Raw genomic sequence first — 19,221 nt, forward strand, 5'->3', positions numbered from 1 at the left:
ACCTCGTTGACCGACGTGGACAGCCTGGACGAGGCGACCGGCTGGTTGACCGAATTCCACGCCTGGTATCAGCAGCACCAGGACTTTCTGAAGCACCGCAGCTATGTGGCCACTACTCGGCCAGAGCAGCGCCCCAAACGCCTGCAGGCCGGGCAGAAATCCTGGTTCACCCATCAACGCACCCGATCCGCGTACTTCGCCCTGAAACGCTTAGTCACCCAGGATCAGCTGTTCATCTGGCTCACCGAACGCAACACCCCTGACGAGCCCCTACCCCGGGCCACGAGCCGGTTAGAAGGCGGCCACAATCAGCCGATCAAAGAGCTGCTAAGGCACCACCGTGGCATGTCTGAATCACATGCCACGGTGGCTATCAGCTGGCTGCTGTACTTGCGCACGGAAAACGCCCAGCAGCCATGGAAACTTGTCACACCAGACCACTGGGCAACCACCCAGAAACCCCGGATCGTCTCCACCACCAACGATACCGGCACCCCAGCGCTGTTCGATACCAACTTCAGCTGGGAAGACGGCAACGGCATCCAACACGGCTGGGCCGGCAGAAGTAACTAACCCACCAACCACAACAGCCCGGAAACCACGATCACAAGACTGGTTTCCGGGTTGTTTTAACACCCAAAATCAGGAATCTATACACATATTTTGGGCCTTACCCCGGTATCAGACATAGGATTCAGTATGTAAAAAAACAAGGCCCCGGCGACATGGTCGAGACCAGCGGTCCACACGGGGCTTACAGCTCACACTCTACGGGAGAACTTATCGACCCGCAAACATCATTCAAGTTCAATGCGACCCTGCACAGGTCGGAGCCTGAGCCTCAACGATTAGCCCTTTAATATCGCATATACCAGCGGTTATGTTGCTGCGAAGAGTAGGCGTACTTGTGGCGTCTAGTGGATGTGTGTCATCCACTTCACAGTGCTACGCAACTTCGATAATGTGATCTATAACACTCTCATAGGGGTATTCGCCCTCGTGCCCTGTCCACTCCGCCAAGCGAAGGACCATCATGTCAAGTGTTGTTCACGGTTATCCATCCACTATGCAAGACGATTACCAACTCACGATGGGTCGGCTCATCCGCCAGGCGGTGCGTTCGTTTGGCGACACCGAGATTGTCCACCGCAACTCGCACGGCACATGGGGCCGCACCACGTATCAAGAAAACTTCAACCGCATCGAGCGCGCTGCCGCTGCCTTCGATAAGTTGGGTGTTGGCCTGGGCGACCGGGTCGGGGTGATGGACTGGAACTCGCTGCGCCACTACGAGCTGTACTGGGCAATCCCAGCCATCGGGGCGGTGTTCACCCAGTTGAATCTGCGCCTGGCCCCCGAAGACCTCCTGTACGTGATCAACGATTCCCAGGCGTCGGTCATCGTTGTCGACGAGACGTTGGTGCCCGCCATCCAACCGCTGGCCGAGCGCACCAAGGGTGTGAAAACCTGGGTCATCTTATCTGACGGGCACATCGAGCACGACCTGCCCAACGCCGTCTACTATGAAGAGCTCATCGCTGAGACCGAACCGCTGGCGGCCTGGCCCAATATTTCTGAAACCTCGGCGTTTGCTGCCGGGTACACGACCGGAACCACCGGGCGGCCCAAAGGCGTGTTCTACTCGCACCGCTCGCAGTATCTGCACTCGTATAACACGGTCAAGGATCTGACCGTCAGTGTCGAAGACGTCGTCATGCCGATCACCCCGATGTTCCACGTGCTGAGTTGGGGCATGGTGCAGGTGGCGGTCATGGTCGGTGCCAAACTCGTGTTACCGGGCATGTTCTCCGCCGAAACCCTGGGCGACATTACCGACGCACTCACCGACGAAGGCGTGACCGTGACCAACGGTGTGCCGGCCATCTTCACCCCGATGTTTGAGGTGCTGAAATCTAAGGGCGTCAAAGATCTGACCGGGCTGCGCATGCTGTGCGGCGGCAGTGAGCCGCCCATCTCGATGATCAACGCGTACCGAGACACCTTCAACGCCGAAGTCGTGCACGGCTGGGGTGCCAGTGAAACCTCGCCGATTGTCACGGTCAACCGCATGCGCCCAACACTGCGTGCGCGTATGACGGAGGAAGACATCAGATCCTACGGGTCTAAACAGGGCAGCTTCCCGGTCAATGTCGACTACAAAATTGTTGACGGCGTCGGCAACGAAGTACCCGCCGACGGCGAGACCGCCGGAGAGATACTGCTCAAAGGGCCGTGGATCACCGCAAGCTATCACGGCATGCCACCCGAGGAGCTCGACGACCGGTTTGCCGAGGGCTACTGGCGTTCCGGAGATGTGGCCACCATTGATGAAAACGGGTTTATCAAAATCACCGACCGACTCAAAGACGTCATCAAATCCGGTGGCGAATGGATCTCCTCCATCGACATGGAAAACCTGATGGTTGCTCACCCGAAGGTTGCCCAGGCGGCGGTCGTTGGCCTGGAGCATCCCAAATGGGATGAACGTCCCTTCATGCTGTTGGTACTCAAGGACGGCGAGGACATCACGCGCGAAGAAATTGATGAACACCTGCTGCAACGCTTTGCTACATGGCAGCTACCCGAAGAATTCAAAGTCGTTGAGGAGCTCCCCGCGACGTCGGTCGGCAAGATCGACAAGAAAGTGATTCGGCACGACTACCAGGATCTCTATAAATAAACTATTGCAGCAAGCCGATGTTTTGCCGCGGACCCGATGGCCCAAAGTTGGCAACAAAAACGCCCCCGTTGCGATGCTTCAGGTGTGGCCTGGTATTTGTACGAGAGTGCTTTCTATATGGGGTCAGTCTACCGACACTGGTAGCCGTCCACGTAGTCCTCTAGCAAGAAATCAATTCCACGAATCTGATCTAAAACAAGATACTGCGCCATGTTTAAGGATCGCGTGTACTGGCCGTCGAGTAACTCTTCGTAGCTCATTCCGGCGTCATGGAGGAGTTTTTCACGGCGCGCTTTGAGTTGATCGACAGAAAGAAATTCGATGTGGGCTCCCGCCATATTGCTATCTCCTACTGAACAGGGGTTAGCAGATTATAACCAGAAATCTCCGCGAATCTCAGATGACCTTGTCTGCTGTACGACGCCGGTCGGCAAAGATCGACAAGAAAATCATCCGTAGCCAATACCAGGATCTCTATACCTGAGTACTGTCATCTCTGCCGCCACACCATCACGCCATCGTCGGCTGTATCTACGACATCTTCAAAACCCTCTTTGCGGTACAGTTCGCGTACCGGGTTGTCGGGATCAACAGCAAGACTCAGCCCTGGAAGATCCCGCCTCCTGGCCATACGCTGAGTCGCCCTCAAGAGTGCTCCGCCGACTCCTCGTCCACGAAACGTAGTTTCAACCCACAAGCTGACTTCGGGGATTTCAGACTCGGCAAAACCCCAGCTGCGGCGTCCGTGCGGCAGAAAAAGTACCCAGGCAAGACCCACTGGAGTATCCTTATCCAATGCAATAAAGCCGAAGTCGCCGCGTCTTGGAATGAATTCGGTATAGCGCACCATTTCGGGGGAAGCCAGCACATCGTGGGAAGTGAAACGTTCGACATCCCAATTAAAATTATCGACGGCGGCGCGTATCAGCACATCATGTTCTTCGGGCTGCAGCGCCCTGATAGTTATTGACACCATATTCTGATCGTAGCCCTCTTGGTACGAAACCGTAACGATCTTGGTGACCTTGTAACCTTGGTGGCCATGGTCACCCGGGTGCTGGTTATACCGTGAAGTCGACGGCGACCCGATCTGTAACCATACCTTTGATCATGTCGACGACGGGCAAATGCTCCGGGTGGACAGCGTAGGCGGCCAGACCATCGGCGTCGTCGAAATCTGCGATCAAGGTCAGATCGAAATTGACGCCATCGTGGAGTTCATTGCGGTAGACATTGAGTTCACGGATTTCGGGGATCCGGTCGCGCAGGGCTTCTAACTCTTGGGCAATTTTTGCTGCCTGCCCATTGCGTGCGGCGAAGGTTTCCCCGTTGAGTTTCCAACTAACAATGTGGCGAAGCGTCATGGCGTGATCCTTTTGAGTGCGAGCTTTTGTGTTTATCGTACCGGTCAGGACCATGCGTGAGTAGGTTTAGCTAGTACCCGGATCCGCATCAAGCAGCCCCGCCACGACGAACCGTGCTGGTAACTATCTGGTGTTCATGGGCGTGGGCTCCCAGCCGGTCACCGTGGACTGGGGCGGTTGGGCTTACGGTGCAGTGACGTCGGAGATCATGGCTTCCAGGGTGCGGATCAGCACAACCAGCCAGGCGAAGATAATCCCCGCGAACGCCAACTCCAAGGCGGTCAGGTTATAGTAACCAAGTGGATTCCACAGGGCCAGCGCTAAGACGGCCAATCCCAACATCAGGTAGCTGCTGACGTATATTGCGGCGGGTGCCCCGGGCAACCAGATTGGGACGGTAAGCAGCATGAGCCCAAAGGTCACGGCGAGCACTTGGACGAAGCCGGTGTGAATAGGGTCGCTAATGTTGATGGGCACCCAGGACAGTCCGATCAGACAAATACCCATGATGATCATACCGATTTTCAATACTTCCACGAATGCGCGGCGTTTGCCCTGCCGGTGGCGGTAGGCAGCCCAGGCGGATAAGTCCTGACTAATAAAATTCGCCAGTGTGGTGAGCACGATGCCCGATACGGTGAGCGTGGTGTTGAACGTCCAAAACGATAGGATCCCGGCTTGGCCGGTGCCCAGTTCCGAGAAGAATTGGTGCCACCAGTATGGGTTTTCGGCCAGCAGCATTGACGCCAGCACGCCCGCAGCCATGAAGATGGCCAGTAGGGTAGAAATGGATGACGACGATGCCCGGGAAGCGGAGATGAACCCAAAATACGACGTCGCCGCGCAGACCAAACACAGCATGACGGTGGCGGCAATCGCATCGACCACAAGCCCTTGAAAGGCTCGTTGGAACAATTGGAACATGCTCAGCACGGCCATGGTGGCGATGGCACCGTGGATGATGATCAGGCCCAGCAAGTCGATGACCCACCATCCCCAGAACCTGCGGCGCATCCAACCCAGCGTCCCGACGTGTGATCCTGCAGCGATGATCAACCCGATCAGTGCTGAAACTCCAGCAGCGATGCCCGTGGCCCAGCCGGCCACGGTGCCCACCGAATACCCGCCAGATAGTGGGGTGAGCCGGCCAGCAAAGGCGATCACACCGACCAGAACGGCCGCTGCGGTGAAACCAATGGCCACCCAAATAGCTCGGGAAGCGGTTTGGGCTGCGGATTTCCGCGCGCCATTGGGTGACACCACACGATTGTCAGGTTCCGGCACTACCTCTTCCACATCATCATTCTAAAGGCGTTCAGTACAGCTGGGTCCGGGCATTGGGCGAGTGTTTAGCCGCGGCGGATATGGGGTGCGATGCGGCGAATCGTGGCGGCCAAGGATAACGCCGTGGTGCCCGAGGTAGCCGGGTTGATCGGACTGGGCGATGACACAAACTCAAATTTGAAACGCCCGGCGGGGCCGGAGGCCTCGATGACGTGGGCGGATTCGGGGTGCAACGGATCGGCCACCAACTGGACTTTGACACGCTGCAGCGAATCGGCCAGGGGTTTTGACCCACGAGTAGCATAGGCTAGCGCGACCGCCACGTTGACGTTGCCCGGGAATTTGTTGATCGCCTCGGTTGGGTTGCCGGAAAACAGCACTTCGGGTTGCGTGAGTTCTTCCAGCCGGGTGGCTTGAGCCTCCGACATCCAGGGTTGAATGAGTCCCAGGGGATCTTTCGACGTCGTAATGGACACCTCATCCAGGTGATCGGCTACCGCCTCGAGCACATCGAAGCCACCGATCGCCCCGTTGGTCACGTGTAGATGGGGCGTCATCAGTGCATCGGCGATTGCCGGGTCGGCCAGCGCACCAACCGAGGTCAGCACGAAAGGCTTGTGTACTCGCGGCAAGAAGCGCTTGGCCGCGGCAACCCCGGCGGCTTCCACCACCAGATCGGCTGCGGCAACGGCGTCATCGAAGCCGTCGTCGGTGATCAAATGCGCACCCAGGGTGCCGCGCTCGCGGTGTGCGGCCAGATCTCGGACCATGGCGGTGAACTCGTAATCCAGCAGGCGAACGATGTGACGTCCAATGGAACCAAACCCCAGCAGCAAAATCTTCATGGCATCAACTGTAATGAATCTGCCGGCCGCGGGAAGTCTCAGGCACGTCACCGGTGGCCCAAATGCGTCAGCTGATTGATCCTACCGAAGATTTGCACGGCGTTTACTTTCGTGTGACCACAAGTTAGATCGTCCCCATATCGTGAACTCTGGTCGTCAAAAACTCCGGACGACGTCGAGCAGGATGTGCTCGGAGAAATCTCTCATCACGAATGGAAGAATTCTAGATGTCGAAGAAAATCCTTCAGCGCACTGGAACCGGGATCCTTTCCTTGGCAGTGCTCGCCGGGGCAGCGATCGCCCCGGCGCATGCAGATACCACCTCGAACGCGCCTGATAATGTGATCGTCATGATTGGCGATGGCATGGGCTACAACCACGTTGTCAATACCAACCTCTATGAGACCGGCCAGTCCAAGTACATTACTGCCGGTGAACCAGGTGCTGTGACACAGCAGGATGGCGAAGCCGTCCAAGTGTATGAAGACTTCAACCTGTTGGCTATGGAAACCACTTCGCTGACCAGCCTTGCCAACGGCGCAAAATATGATTCGTCCGCAGCCTGGGGTGACTTCAACTGGGCCAAAAACTCCCCAACCGACTCCGCTGCCGCCGGGACCGCCATGGCCACCGGTACGAAGGTGACCAACGGTGCCCTCAACACCGACCCGGACGGCAACGTCCTGAAAACCATGTCCGAACTGGCACATGAAACCGGCCGTTCCGCCGGCGTCGTCGCATCGGTGCAGTATAACCACGCCACACCAGCCTCGTATGCGGTTGCCAACCCGGACCGTAACGCATACCTGGAAATCGGTGACTCGATGGTCAACGCCGAATACCTCGACGTCGTCATGGGTGCCGGCCACCCACTATATGACGATTCAGGTGAGCAACGGGACGCGAAATACGACTACATTAGCGAAGATACATTCAACGCAGTCTCAAACGGCCAAACCGACTGGGACTACATCGAAACCAAATCAGACTTTGAAGCCCTGGCCAATGGTTCGGCAAGCTCTGACAAAATCTTTGGTCTCGCCCAGGTTGCGACCACTCTGCAGCAGAACCGCCCCGGTGACTCCGAAGGTACCCTGCCCGGTGAGGTACCGTTTAACGACAACGTGCCAGATCTGGCCACCATGTCCGAAGGTGCCCTCAACGTACTGGGCACGAACAACGACGGCTTCCACCTGATGATCGAAGGCGGCGCCATCGATTGGACCGGCCACGCCAACCAGACCACCCGCAATATTGAAGAAACCCAAGACTTCAACAAGGCCGTTGAAAGCGTTGTTGACTGGGTGGAGACCAACTCCTCGTGGGATGAAACCTTGCTCGTGGTCACCGCTGACCACGAAACCGGTTACCTTGGTGGTGCTGGGGATGATCCGAACTTCACCGAAATGACCGGAACCGCCGGGGAACTGCCAACGGTGGGGTGGTCATCGGGTAATCACACCAACCACTTGGTGCCTTACTTCTTCAAGGGTGCCGGTTCGGACGCGATCCTGAACTCGACCGTTGGTACCGATGAGGTCCGCGGCAACTACATTGACAACACCACCGTGGCCAACCTGTTCAAAGAACAGTTCTGGACCGAAAAATCCGACACCGAAGAACCTGCCGAAGGCGATATTCCAGTGCAAGCTGAGATCGAAGGCCTCGGCCAAGACGGCGGCGACAACCAGGAACCAGGCTCCCTGGTGCTGTCCGTGTCAGAAGGTACGGCAACCCTGGGTAACCAGCGCAATGCCGGCGACCGCCTGCGTATGACCGGTGACATGCCATCGGTCACCGTAACCGATACCCGTGCCCAGGCCAATGGTTGGTCGGTGGCCGGTCAGTCCTCGGATCTGACCACTGGCAAAGAGAAAGTGACCGCTGATCACCTCGGCTGGTCGCCACACGTCGTGGACGAAGACCACAACTCCATTCCAGGCTCAGCCGTTCGCGGCACCATGGCCGGTGGCGAGGGTCTAGCAGTGCCACAAACCCTGGGCCAGGCCAACGCCGACAACCGTGTGGGCTCAACCGAACTGGCAGCCGGATTGAACCTGGAAGTGCCTGTCGATACCGAAGCCGGTACCTACCAGGGTGCCCTGTCGGTCTCCCTCTTCCCGGTTGACTAACACCTCCCCACGGATCACCAACCACGCACACCCAGTGCTGTGTAAACCATGACGTCGGCACCTACCGGCCCCGTGTTGCGGGTCGGTGGGGCCGGCGTCATCGGTGTTTTCATTGCACATCTGCACGAAAGACCACACTCAATGTCTAGCTCATCATCGCTGCCCGTTTACCGCACCGTCCTTACCTTGCTGGTGCTCTTGTTATCCACGGTGTTTCCGGCGTCTGTTGCCACAGCCGACACCCAGGACGCCCCCACCACTATTTGGTCGCTCAGCCCCGCTGCCACTGACGAACAGGATGAGCGCGTGTCCTTCCGCTTCACGGTGGCACCCGGTGACAGTGTGGAAGACGCGGTGGAATTGACAAACTTCTCCGACCAGGAAGTCACCTTCCAACTCCAAGCCGCCGACGGGATTGTCTCTGAGTCCGGGACCTTCGATATTCTGCGCCCCGATATGGAAAACGAGGCCGCCGGTAACTGGATCGAACTCGACCAAGAACAGGTCACCGTGCCCGCAGATGATTCCGTGACCATACCATTTACCCTGACCGTGCCCGAAAATGCCACGCCAGGCGACCAGCCCGCCGGTATCGCCGCGGCGGTCTCTACCAGTGATGACGACGACGTCGCCATGGTTCACCGGGTTGGTACCCGCATTCACTTACGTGTTGACGGCGACATCATGCCGGTCTTGACCGTCGACAACCTTGAGGTTGACTACCAACAAAACTGGAACCCCTTTGCCCCCGGCACCGCAACCGCAACATGGACGGTCCGCAATGACGGCAACGTACGGTTGGGTGCTGAACAACTGCTGCGTTCATCTGGGGCATTTGGTATCGCAACCGCCGAAGAGCCCGGCCAACCGATCTATGAAGTGCTGCCCGGTGGTCAAACAACCGTGCGGGTTGAACAACGCGTGCTGCCGTTATTTGCATTGTGGTCCACCGTTGAACTGGCCCCGCAAATCGTCGGTGACGACGAAGTCGACGCCGCACTGAGCAACGCCACCGGCCAAGTGGTCACACCAGCCATCCCGATCCCACAACTACTGATTGTTGCGATCATTGCTGGTGCGATCTGGTATGTTGTGACCCGCAAGAAGCGCGCCAAAAAGAAATTTGCTGCCGCCGTCGCTGCTGCCGCCAAACAGCAGCAGGCCGAGTCGGCCAAGGAACCCGACCAACTGCAAGACGCATAACCGGCACGTAGTGTGCGTGACGCTGCAAGCCAGTCGCACGCAACACGATCAGTGCTGCCGACTGGAACCCCGCTCCGGTGGCTGCCAGGCAGCTAAAACATCGTGTACCACCCGGCCGGGCTGCTGCGCTTCCATGATTGCTCGAACCAACGCCACCCCCGCAATGCCGGTACCGGAGAGCTGTCCAACATCTTGGGGCCTGACATCCCCAATGGCAACCACCGGCAACCGGGTGGCTGCCACAACTTGTGAGTAGCCGGCCAACCCCAGTGGCTCACGCCCCGAATCTTTGGTGGGCGTGGGCCGAAAAGGTCCAACTCCTAGGTAATCGACAATGTTGTGGTGCTGATCTGCTTCACGAACCTGATCTATGGTCCCGGCCGACAACCCAATGATTGCCCCGCCGCCTAAGAGTGCGCGAGCATCGGTGACCGGTAGGTCTTCTTGACCAAGGTGCACCCCGTGCACCGCGGCACCCCGCTGCCGGGCCGCCAATGCGATGTCGACACGATCATTGACCACCACCCGGGTCTCAGGACCAGCGGTAGCCACCGCCTCGGCGACCGCCACGGTCAACTCGAGCAACTCGGCTGCGGAAGTATCTTTGGCCCGGACCTGAACCATCCCGGCGCCAGCCCGAGCTGCCTGGGCCGCAGCATCGACTGTGCTTCGGCCGGTACCGGAAGTCACCAGATAGCACCGTAAATCTGTATTCATTGTCCAACCTCATCTAACGCATCGAGTAAATGTACACGAAAGGAACCCGGACCCGTTGCCCGCTGGGCTGCGATCTCGCCAGCCACCGTGAGCCACGTGGTCGCGGCCAGTGCAGCCATGAACCGGTCTTGACTCACCGCAGCACACGCCGCAGTCAGTGCACCAAGTAAACAACCGGTACCGGTCACCCGGGTGAGGACCCGGGTGCCACGGTGCACACGACCCTGCTGGGTCCCGGCAACAATCAAATCCACCTCACCCGATACCGCAACGGCACCACCGGTGCGCTCGGCAATCTCAACGGCAGCATCCTGGGCCATATCTGGGGTCGCGCGTGAATCAGCACCCCGTCCGCCCGGCCCAGCATGCACCAGAGCCAATATTTCTGAAGCATTACCGCGCACCACCGTGGGACCAGACGCCAACAGGGTACGCGCCAACGGCGTACGAACCGGAGCCGTACCAATCGCCGTGGGATCAAGGACCCACGGGTGCCCGGCAGCTATCGCAGCCTCCACGGTTGCCGAAATACCCGCCATCGCATCGGTGCTCAGCGTCCCCAGATTCACCAATAACGCATCGGCGACGGTCGTGAGCACGGGTGCCTCATGCACAGTCTCGGTCATCATGGGGCGCGCACCGGCGGCAAGCAGTCCATCGGCCACAATACCCATCGACACGGTCGCGGTGATGCAATGGACCACCGGCTGCTGGGCACGCACAGCACCAAGAACGCTCGCGACGCGCTGCACGTCAACATCGCAGCTCATGACAGCACCCCCTTGTGCTGACCGGCTGCAAATTTCGCGGCGACGACGTCCAACTCCTGATCGATCTCTCGCGGCGCTAATCGCGGACCGAGCAGGGCACCAAGAACCACCAGGCCACCACCCAAGGCAACCATGGCCATCACCGAACCGTGCCGTCCCAGAACCGGTTCAATCAACGGCAAATAGAACGGATATAACGCCGGAAGCACCAGGGATAAGCTATACCCCATGCCATACCCGGTGGACCGCACCTCGGTGGGGAACCGCTCAGAAAGATACGCTGATACAGGACCGTAGGCGGCGACTGTGATCACCTGCAGCACAGCAGTGCACAGGATAGCTTGACCCAATGACGACGACGTAATAGCCAGCCGCCATATTATCGGAGCCACCAGCATGGCGCCCAGCCCCCACATCACGAACAGCCTTCGCCGCCCGAGGTAGGTTGACAGATGCCCCGCCACCGCCATGACCAGTGCCTGGGCGATCGTGGCAATACCAATGGTCACAGAGACCCTCGTATCCGACAGGCCGGTATCGGTTGCCAACCGCGCGGTTAACAGCAGCACGGTGCTGTTGGTTAGCAACCACAACCCGGTCATGAGCAGAAACACCTGCCAGAACGCCGGGGCCCACGAACCCACCAGCATGTCACGCAGCCGTGCCCGGGGTTTTGCCGGTTGTTCCAGTTCCCGTTGGACTTTGCGGTCAAATATTGGGGCGTCTGTGACCTGCCGACCATAATAGATCAGTAAACCGACTGATAATAGTGCACCGATAACAAACAGGATCCGCCAACCCCACACGGCATAAGCATCTGGGCCGAGCACCATCAGCAGTAGTGCCACGGCCAGCGCGATGCTGGCTTGCGCCCAGGGTGCCATTGAGAGGATCAGCCCGCTCATGAGTCCGCGACGGCGCGGAGTAGACCACTCCATGGCCAGTGGAATAGCCGCCGAGTATTGGCCGGCCACGAAGATCCCACCGAGGAACCGCAGCGTGAGCATACTTATGATGGTCCCAGTTCCTAACACCTCATAGGTGGGTAGCAAAGCGATGGCCAGCGCGCACGCAGCCGTGCCGCCAATGGCAATGCGGGTGGTCCGAGTCCGGCCAAACCGGTCAGAGAGTCGACCAAAAATGAGACCGCCCAGGGGACGACCAAATAACATGGCCACGACCACCAACGCTGCGGTTGATGCTGCGGTGGTGGGACCCGCCAGGGCAAACATTGCCGGAGCCAGGGCGGTTAATGGCAAAAACACATGAATATTGTCAATCCAGTTGCCGACCACCCCGGCTCGTAACGCGGCCTGACCCGCAGGAGGCAGATCGCTGAGCCTGGTCGACGATGCTGAAGTCGCGGTAGGAAGTTGTGTCATCGAAACTGTTCCTTTGTCAGAGCTCGTTACGGCGTCTCAGATACTTTTTTGGCACCTGCCGGTGGTGTGGCAGCAAGGCTGCGTCGTGACCGGTAGGAATGATCTACCGGCCCGTGCCCAGAACCGACATTGAGAGCCTCACCGTATTTGATCGCTTCGTGGAGCCATTCCGTCGCCCAGGACAGTGCCGTGGCCGGTTCATCACCGGCCCCAAGCCGGGTGGCAAGTGCTGAAGACAGTGAACAACCGGTGCCGTGTGTGCTGGTACTGTCAAGTCGGGTTGCATTAGCTGCAGTGCGAACACCCTCGGGGCCAACCCACGTATTGGTGGCCCACCGGGAAGTTAGATGCCCGGTTTTGACGATGACCGAAACCCCGGTCGCAGCAGCCCAGTCGGATGCTTGGGCAATAGCCTCAGCTTCGTTCGCGGCCGGTTCTGAACCGGTCAGGACAGCCAGTTCACTGATATTTGGGGTCACGAGCGTGGCTCGTGTGCAGAACTCAACCATGGCCTGTTCTGCACGACGATCGACCAGTCGGTCCCCGCTGGTTGCTACCATGACCGGGTCAACCACCAAGACCTGTGGCGGGTGGTCGTCAAGCCAGGTAGCCACCGTTTCGATGATCTCGGCGGTGCCCAGCATGCCGGTTTTGATTGCATCAATGGTGACGTCGTCGCTTACCGCCTGGAGTTGTTCGCTAAGAAATGCGGTGGGCGGGGTGTGGATAGCACGCACCCCGTGCGTATTCTGCGCCACCAGAGAGGTGACCACAGCCATACCGTAGCCCCCGGCTGCGGTGATGGATTTCAGGTCTGCGGCGGTGCCGGCACCGCCTGAAGGATCCGTTCCTGCGATGGCTAAGACGCGAGGAACAATATCAACGTTCAGTGAAGTCACTAAGGACATCCCTTCGCTAGTACGAGCTAGATCAGGTTCCACGGGTTTGTCTCAGCGCCCTGTAACAGCGCACCCCGTGCCTGTAAGTCAGGTGAAATATGGTGGTCAAGATGGTGTGGAGCCAGACAGGTTCACGCGCTAGGCCGCTCCAGTCCTAAATGGTCTCGTAGGGTGGAACCCGCGTATTGGGTGCGGTATAAACCACGACGCTGCAAGATGGGGATCACCCGGTCGATGAACTCTTCTATCGCACTGGGTAATAACGGCGGCATGAGGTTGAAACCATCGGCGGCACCGGAGGTGAACCAGCGTTCGATGGCATCAGCCACCTGCTCGGGAGTCCCCACCATGGTGCAGTGTCCTCCGCCGGCTGCGAGCCTGCCCAAAAGTTGGCGCACCGTGGGGCGCTCCACCTCGATGATGCGCAGGATCGTGGTATATCTACCCTGCGGGCCGGTGAATTCACCGGCCGGTGGCAGGTCGGGTACCGGCGCATCCAGCTCCCAGTCACTGCAGTCTTGTCCAATAAACGTGGACAACTGGGCTAGAGCTTGCTCGGTGGGCAGTAGCTGATCGATGTCGGCCTGCTTCGCCCGGGCCTCGGCCTCGGTGGAACCCACGTAGGTGACCAAACCCGGCATGATGGCGACTGTTGCCGGGTTCCTCCCTTGGGTGGCGATACGGCTTTTCAGGTCTGCATAGTATTCTTGACCGCTGGCCAGTTCATAAGCCACCGCGTAGATTCCCTCGGCATAACGGGCTGCCAGTTGCCGGCCCGCCTCCGACGCGCCGGCCTGAAATAACACTGGGCGACCCTGGGGGCCACGCGAAATATTTAAGGGTCCAGCTACCTGAAAATGCTTGCCAACATGATGCACCGGGTGAAGTTTGGTGGGATCAGCGAACACCCCATTGCTGTCAGCTTGTATCGCATCATCAGCCCACGAATCCCACAGGGCCGAGACGACATCAATAAATTCCGCGGCCCGTGCATAACGCTCGTCACTGGGTGGCATTGCGGTCATCGAATGATTATGCGCCTCGGCGTCGAACATGGAGGTCACCACGTTCCAACCAATCCGCCCGCGGCTAATGTGGTCCAGCGAGGCGAGCATCCTTGCCACGTGGAAAGGGGAGTGGAATGTGGTGGACACGGTAGAAATGAGCCCAATACGACTGGTGTTGCGAGCCATGGCGGCCAGCGTGGTGAACGGTTCTAAATTCCACAGTGGACCTGCAGATGGGTCTCCCACGGCTTGTCCATCCGCAAAGAATATGGCGTCGAACAGACCGGCTTCGGCTGTTTGAGCCAAGCGCTCATAGTAGGTGATGTCGGTCAACTGTTCGACCTGGGATGCTGGATGTCGCCAGGCCGCCTGGTGGTGTCCACAACCGTGGAGAAAGAGATTGAAATGCAGTTGTCGCACAGCAGCGTCGTCCTAGTTCATCACAAGGCCGCCGTCGACGACCAGATTCTGTCCGGTGACAGCCCTGGCCCACGGGGAAGCAAAGAGCATGATGGCGTCGGCGAATTCTTCCGGAGTGGTTGTCCGCCGCAATGGGGTCGTCGATGCGATGAGATCAAAGACGTCATCAGGGGTTGCAGCGCTGGCATCGGTAGTCCGCAGCAGACCACCTGAGACCATATTGACCGTAATGTCGTGTGGCCCAAGATCAGCCGCCAGGGTACGAGTCAGCGACAACAGGGCCGCCTTAGCTGCCGTGTAGTCGTGGTAGGGCACCACTGGGTTCTGGAACAGGTTCGTCCCAATGTTGATGATGCGCCCAAATGCTTGGTCGCGCATCCCTGGAAGTGCCGCCTGGACAGTATTTAATGCGCCCCGCACACTGCCAGCAAGTTGGGTGTCAAAATGTTCCCAACGAATATCAGCAGGACCGGGGCGGGCGTCCCCGTTGAACGAAAAGTCCACCAGGGCGTTATTGATCACCGTGGTGATGGGTGCGTCGAAGTGGGTTTGTGCGGTGTCAAACATTGCCGCGACCTGGGCCGGGTCGGTGACGTCGGCTTGCACAGCAAGAGCACGGTCTGGGCCATGGGTTGCGGCGAGTTGCTCAGCCGACTGCTGGCTCTGGTGGTAGTTAATTACGACCCGGGCTCCTTGCTTTGAGAACGCTTGGACGATGCGTTCGCCCAATCCGCGGGCGCCCCCGGTGACCAGGACGAGTTGTTCTGACAGTTGCATGTGGTCTCACTTTCGTGGCTGCTCAAAGGCAGCATGGTAGGAAAAGCACGTCGCAGATGGCTTCGCTGCGGACGCGTTGAGCACGCTCAGTGCACGATGGAGGGTGATTGGTCCCGGATTATTTGGTCCATGCATGGCTCGGCAGAGCCGCCTGGGATTATCTGGCTGGAAGAAGTTGGTGACGACGACATATCGGCTGTTCAAGTCGCGTTCAGTTGAGATGAATCGGGTGGGCGTTCGGGTTGCGACCGGCCGAGGGGCAGCACTGCAGGCCACCGGCAGCTATGTGCACGATACGGTCGGATAGCACCGTTTAAGAACGTACTGGTGTGAGAATGCACCAAGAAAAACATCCCTTCGCTAGTTCGAACTAGATCAGGTTCAGCGGGTATGTTCTCAGCGCCGGACGGCGCACCCCGTGTCCGGTGCCTACTATAGCCGTAAAACAGCGGCCGGCGTCAAGGCCTCCTGGCTCCATAAGTAAACGGTGGTTCACGGCTAGAAAACTGTGAGCAACAGTATCAATAGTGTGCCGTTATCAGGTAAGGTTCACCTAAGTGGAGTCGGTTTTGCTCCCCGAGACCGTTTCCTTCTGGGACTCAAGCCTTGCAAAAACAATCCACACTACAGGAGAAGCGCGTGGAAAAATCTAACGAAAATTTGCCCGAACATGACCGTCCCATATCGACCATGTCAGGGCACTGGCTTTTGGCAAAACTCGGAAAACGTGTGCTACGCCCCGGTGGTAAAGAGCTGACGCTGAAACTGCTAGAAGCTGGCGATTTTGCACATCAAGACGTTGTGGAACTTGCCCCAGGTCTCGGCTTGACTGCAGCAGAGATTCTTCGATGTAGACCAAAGAGCTATCGTGGAATAGATAGTGATCCGAACGCGGCAAGCAAAGTTAATGAACGACTCAACTTACCCGGTGCAGTGTTGGTCGCTGATGCCACCGCTACTGGACTGCCCGACAATAGTACTGATGTGGTTTTTGGCGAAGCCATGCTCACCATGCAAGGCGAAAAAGCAAAAACCAAGATTATTCAGGAAGCGTTTCGGATACTACGTCCCGGAGGACGCTACATTATTCACGAACTTGGGTTGACCCCGGATGACCTGTCCCCCTCCACAAAACAAGATATCCAGCGAGCATTGGCAAAGGCAATTAAAGTTAATGCCCGACCTCTGACTGACGCAGAATGGCGTGATAAGTTGAGTGACACTGGCTTTGCCGTCCGTGACAATACGCTCTTTGCGCCAATGCGGTTATTACAGCCGCGCCGCATTATTGCGGATGAAGGATTACGCGGTGCGGGCCGATTTGTGTTCAACGTATTGCGTTTTCCCGCCGAACGACGGCGCGTGATCGAAATGCGCAGAACGTTTATTCAGCACCAAGATTCTCTGGTTGCCGTTGGAATGATTGCGGTGAAACCGCAATAAAACGCATTAGCCCACGAGCTTGGTCCCGTTTCACTGTCTACTCAGAACCCTGTGGTCATGCAGTTCGTATGTCTTCTATGACTTAATGTGACGTTTCAGCAAGCTCACTGCTTGTGACTTGGTTCAGCGTTCAGGTAGCGTGTCACCTGCAAACCATTCAGAGCGACCGAGAGATCTGGCTCGTTGACGTCGCAGCAACCACCACCTTGTTTCACCAAGCTGGACGGTGCTACTGCCAGGACCAATGGAGTGATAGATGATTTCTCTGTGCAATGTTTCCACCGTGTTTCCTGCGCGTGGAAAAGATCCTGTTACAGCTGTTGATGATGTCAGTTTGGAAGTGCTACGGGGCAGTATTCAAGGCATCATCGGGTTTTCTGGGGCCGGTAAATCAACGCTGCTACGCAATATCAACCTTCTGGAACGCCCTACCCGGGGACAGGTCATTCTCGATGGCACAGACTTGACTCAGCTCAACGACGAGGAGCTCCGCAAGGCGCGGCATCAGATCGGCATGATCTTCCAGGGCTTTAACCTGGTCAACAACCTCACCGTGGCTCAAAATGTAGAGCTGTCACTAAAATTCGCAGGTGTTAAGAATAGCCGTGAACGTCGAGACCGTGCTGATGAGGCACTAAAAATCGTTGATATCGTGGAAAAGGCCAATGCGTATCCGGCACAACTATCGGGCGGCCAGAAGCAGCGGGTGGCCATCGCTAGAGCCCTTGCTACCCGGCCGCGCGTCTTGCTCTGCGATGAGCCCACTTCAGCCCTCGACCCATTCACCACTGCAACGGTGCTGCAATATCTTGCCGATATCAACCGTGAACTCGGCATTACAGTCGTCGTGGTGACTCACGAAATGGAAGTCGTTAAAGCTCTGACCGATCATGTAGCAGTGATGGAGGCCGGTCGTATTGTCGAACGGTTCCCAGCGCAGCAACTCCACGACCCAGGATTCGAACCGGCTACCGCCATCGGCAAATACCTGGTCTCCGACGGCATCCGGGTGGAACGTGGTGCAAAAGGTGACGCCACCTCGACTGCCCAGGGTGGACTCGACCAAGCAATTGATCATGAACCAGTTGCAGTTGTAGGAGGCCACGCCTAATGGAACGTATTATCGAACTTCGCCCCGAACTGATCCAAGCTCTACTCGAGACCTTCGCCATGATCGGGGTGGCAATCCCGATCGCCGTATTACTTGGCACCCCGCTGGGTATCTGGCTCTTTGTCCACGCCCCCGGTTCGATCGCACCACAACCCAAGCTGCACGCGTTTGTCAGTGGCCTGGTAAACATGCTGCGATCATTTCCGTTTCTCATCTTGTTGATCGCCATTATCCCGTTCACCCGATTTCTTGTGGGAACAACGGTTGGCACAGCGGCGGCTATTGTGCCGCTGACCATTAACGCCATCCCGTATTTTGCCCGACTCGTGGAACAAAACATCACCCAACTGGGCACCGGCGCAGTTGAAGCCTCCAGAGCCATGGGTGCTACCCGTGGCCAAATCATCCGCAACGTGCTGCTCGTGGATGCCAAACCCGGCATCATTGGTTCCATCACCATCACCACCGTCAGCTTCATTTCCTACTCGGCAATGGTCGGACTCGTCGGAGGTGGGGGAATCGGTGACTTCGCGATCCGCTACGGCTACTACCGCTATGAAACCCCGGTCATGCTCATCGCCGTGGTGCTGATGGTACTGCTTGTCACCTTGGTGCAATGGGGCGGCAATCGGCTCGCACGCGTGACCGACAAACGCCTCTAAACCCACACCAGCTACTCACACTTTAAGACCTCTCGAGGATTTCTCATGCCATTTTTCCCTGCTCACACCCCTTCCAGCCTCCGTCGTAAGCTCACGGTTGGGCTGGGCGCGCTGGCCGCACTTGTGCTGACAAGTTGCGGCTTGACTCAAGCCAGCTCCACAGAGGGTGACGCAGCAGATAAGACCATCAGCTTGATCGTCACCGAATCCGCCCCTTACCAAGAACCCACAGAGATCGCCCGCGAGCTGCTCGCCGAAGACGGCTGGGAATTAGAAACCACCTACGTAACGGATATTGTGCAACCCAACCAAGTGGTGTCCCAAGGTGAATACGACGCCAACTATTTCCAACACCTGGCATACCTTCGTCAATTCAACGCAGATAATGGCACCGAAGTGGAGCCCGCATTTTCCACCTACTACCAGCCATCTGGAATCTTCTCGTTACAATATGACTCGTTCGAAGACCTGCCCGACGGCGCTGAAATCTCGCTCGCCGTCGACACCGCAAATAACGGGCGCGGC

At 57.8% G+C, this 19,221-nt stretch carries 20 protein-coding genes and 3 riboswitches; of the genes, 9 read left to right on the forward strand and 11 right to left on the reverse strand.

Annotation, left to right across the window (positions count from 1 at the left end; genetic code table 11):
- Both K8V32_RS09585 and K8V32_RS09590 read left to right on the forward strand, forming a co-directional pair.
- A partial coding sequence (locus K8V32_RS09585; RefSeq protein WP_524536725.1) for a transposase family protein occupies positions 1–573 on the forward strand: 573 nt, incomplete at its 5' end.
- 460 nt (positions 574–1,033) lie between these two features.
- A complete protein-coding gene (locus K8V32_RS09590) occupies positions 1,034–2,680 on the forward strand; it encodes a long-chain-fatty-acid--CoA ligase (protein ID WP_303906420.1) in 1,647 nt (548 codons plus the stop codon).
- 128 nt (positions 2,681–2,808) lie between these two features.
- Here K8V32_RS09590 and K8V32_RS09595 read toward each other — a convergent pair whose 3' ends face one another.
- The 5 genes from K8V32_RS09595 to K8V32_RS09615 form a co-directional block, all read right to left on the reverse strand.
- Positions 2,809–3,018 carry a hypothetical protein gene (locus K8V32_RS09595; RefSeq protein WP_303906422.1) on the reverse strand — a complete coding sequence of 70 codons (210 nt, stop codon included), beginning with the start codon at positions 3,016–3,018 and terminating at the stop codon, positions 2,809–2,811.
- Between the two features lie 152 nt (positions 3,019–3,170).
- Complete coding sequence (locus tag K8V32_RS09600; RefSeq protein ID WP_303906425.1) at positions 3,171–3,656, reverse strand: GNAT family N-acetyltransferase; 486 nt, start codon at positions 3,654–3,656, stop codon at positions 3,171–3,173.
- Positions 3,657–3,741: 85 nt separating this feature from the next.
- Positions 3,742–4,044 (reverse strand): Dabb family protein, encoded by a 303-nt coding sequence (locus K8V32_RS09605; RefSeq protein ID WP_303906428.1) that lies wholly within the window; start codon positions 4,042–4,044, stop codon positions 3,742–3,744.
- Between the two features lie 183 nt (positions 4,045–4,227).
- Entirely contained in the window at positions 4,228–5,340 is a 1,113-nt protein-coding gene (locus K8V32_RS09610; protein ID WP_303906431.1) for a hypothetical protein, read from the reverse strand.
- Positions 5,341–5,393: 53 nt separating this feature from the next.
- Entirely contained in the window at positions 5,394–6,173 is a 780-nt protein-coding gene (locus K8V32_RS09615) for an aspartate dehydrogenase domain-containing protein (protein WP_303906434.1), read from the reverse strand.
- A 227-nt stretch (positions 6,174–6,400) separates the two neighbouring features.
- Here K8V32_RS09615 and K8V32_RS09620 point away from each other — a divergent pair, with 227 nt between their 5' ends.
- Complete coding sequence (locus K8V32_RS09620) at positions 6,401–8,305, forward strand: alkaline phosphatase (RefSeq protein ID WP_303906437.1); 1,905 nt, start codon at positions 6,401–6,403, stop codon at positions 8,303–8,305.
- A 48-nt stretch (positions 8,306–8,353) separates the two neighbouring features.
- Entirely contained in the window at positions 8,354–9,508 is a 1,155-nt protein-coding gene (locus tag K8V32_RS09625) for a WxL protein peptidoglycan domain-containing protein (RefSeq protein ID WP_303906440.1), read from the forward strand.
- 48 nt (positions 9,509–9,556) lie between these two features.
- On the opposite strand, the gene K8V32_RS09630 is transcribed toward K8V32_RS09625, so the two are convergent.
- From K8V32_RS09630 to K8V32_RS09655, 6 genes are all read right to left on the reverse strand, one after another.
- A complete protein-coding gene (locus K8V32_RS09630) occupies positions 9,557–10,225 on the reverse strand; it encodes a thiamine phosphate synthase (RefSeq protein WP_303906443.1) in 669 nt (222 codons plus the stop codon).
- Positions 10,222–10,995, reverse strand: a complete 774-nt coding sequence (gene thiM / locus K8V32_RS09635; protein ID WP_303906445.1) for a hydroxyethylthiazole kinase — start codon at positions 10,993–10,995, stop codon at positions 10,222–10,224. Before thiM ends, K8V32_RS09630 begins: the two co-directional genes overlap by 4 nt.
- A complete protein-coding gene (locus tag K8V32_RS09640) occupies positions 10,992–12,377 on the reverse strand; it encodes an MFS transporter (RefSeq protein ID WP_303906447.1) in 1,386 nt (461 codons plus the stop codon). The genes thiM and K8V32_RS09640 overlap by 4 nt, the downstream gene beginning before the upstream one ends.
- Before the next feature lie 26 nt (positions 12,378–12,403).
- On the reverse strand, positions 12,404–13,276 hold the full coding sequence (gene thiD / locus K8V32_RS09645; RefSeq protein WP_369681059.1) for a bifunctional hydroxymethylpyrimidine kinase/phosphomethylpyrimidine kinase: 873 nt from the start codon (positions 13,274–13,276) through the stop codon (positions 12,404–12,406).
- Positions 13,268–13,363, reverse strand: a riboswitch (TPP riboswitch). It overlaps the preceding gene by 9 nt.
- Positions 13,364–13,407: 44 nt before the next feature.
- On the reverse strand, positions 13,408–14,703 hold the full coding sequence (locus K8V32_RS09650; protein ID WP_303906450.1) for an LLM class flavin-dependent oxidoreductase: 1,296 nt from the start codon (positions 14,701–14,703) through the stop codon (positions 13,408–13,410).
- A gap of 12 nt (positions 14,704–14,715) precedes the next feature.
- Complete coding sequence (locus tag K8V32_RS09655) at positions 14,716–15,480, reverse strand: 3-oxoacyl-ACP reductase (protein WP_303906453.1); 765 nt, start codon at positions 15,478–15,480, stop codon at positions 14,716–14,718.
- Between the two features lie 133 nt (positions 15,481–15,613).
- Between K8V32_RS09655 and K8V32_RS09660 the strand changes: the two genes are divergently transcribed.
- From K8V32_RS09660 to K8V32_RS09680, 5 genes are all read left to right on the forward strand, one after another.
- Complete coding sequence (locus tag K8V32_RS09660; RefSeq protein ID WP_303906456.1) at positions 15,614–15,787, forward strand: hypothetical protein; 174 nt, start codon at positions 15,614–15,616, stop codon at positions 15,785–15,787.
- Positions 15,788–15,815: 28 nt separating this feature from the next.
- Positions 15,816–15,909, reverse strand: a riboswitch (TPP riboswitch).
- A gap of 210 nt (positions 15,910–16,119) precedes the next feature.
- The gene (locus tag K8V32_RS09665; RefSeq protein ID WP_303906459.1) at positions 16,120–16,923 is read left to right on the forward strand and encodes a class I SAM-dependent methyltransferase; all 804 of its coding nucleotides are present in this window, start codon (positions 16,120–16,122) and stop codon (positions 16,921–16,923) included.
- A gap of 150 nt (positions 16,924–17,073) precedes the next feature.
- Positions 17,074–17,174: riboswitch (SAM riboswitch) on the forward strand.
- Between the two features lie 5 nt (positions 17,175–17,179).
- Positions 17,180–18,034, forward strand: a complete 855-nt coding sequence (locus tag K8V32_RS09670) for a methionine ABC transporter ATP-binding protein (RefSeq protein ID WP_303906462.1) — start codon at positions 17,180–17,182, stop codon at positions 18,032–18,034.
- A complete protein-coding gene (locus K8V32_RS09675) occupies positions 18,034–18,696 on the forward strand; it encodes a methionine ABC transporter permease (RefSeq protein WP_303906465.1) in 663 nt (220 codons plus the stop codon). Before K8V32_RS09670 ends, K8V32_RS09675 begins: the two co-directional genes overlap by 1 nt.
- Before the next feature lie 45 nt (positions 18,697–18,741).
- The coding region (locus tag K8V32_RS09680) for a MetQ/NlpA family ABC transporter substrate-binding protein (protein ID WP_303906468.1) at positions 18,742–19,221 on the forward strand (480 nt) is incomplete at its 3' end.

The organism is Enteractinococcus helveticum (assembly GCF_020742345.1).
In the GTDB taxonomy this organism is placed as follows: Bacteria; Actinomycetota; Actinomycetes; order Actinomycetales; family Micrococcaceae; genus Yaniella; species Yaniella helvetica_A.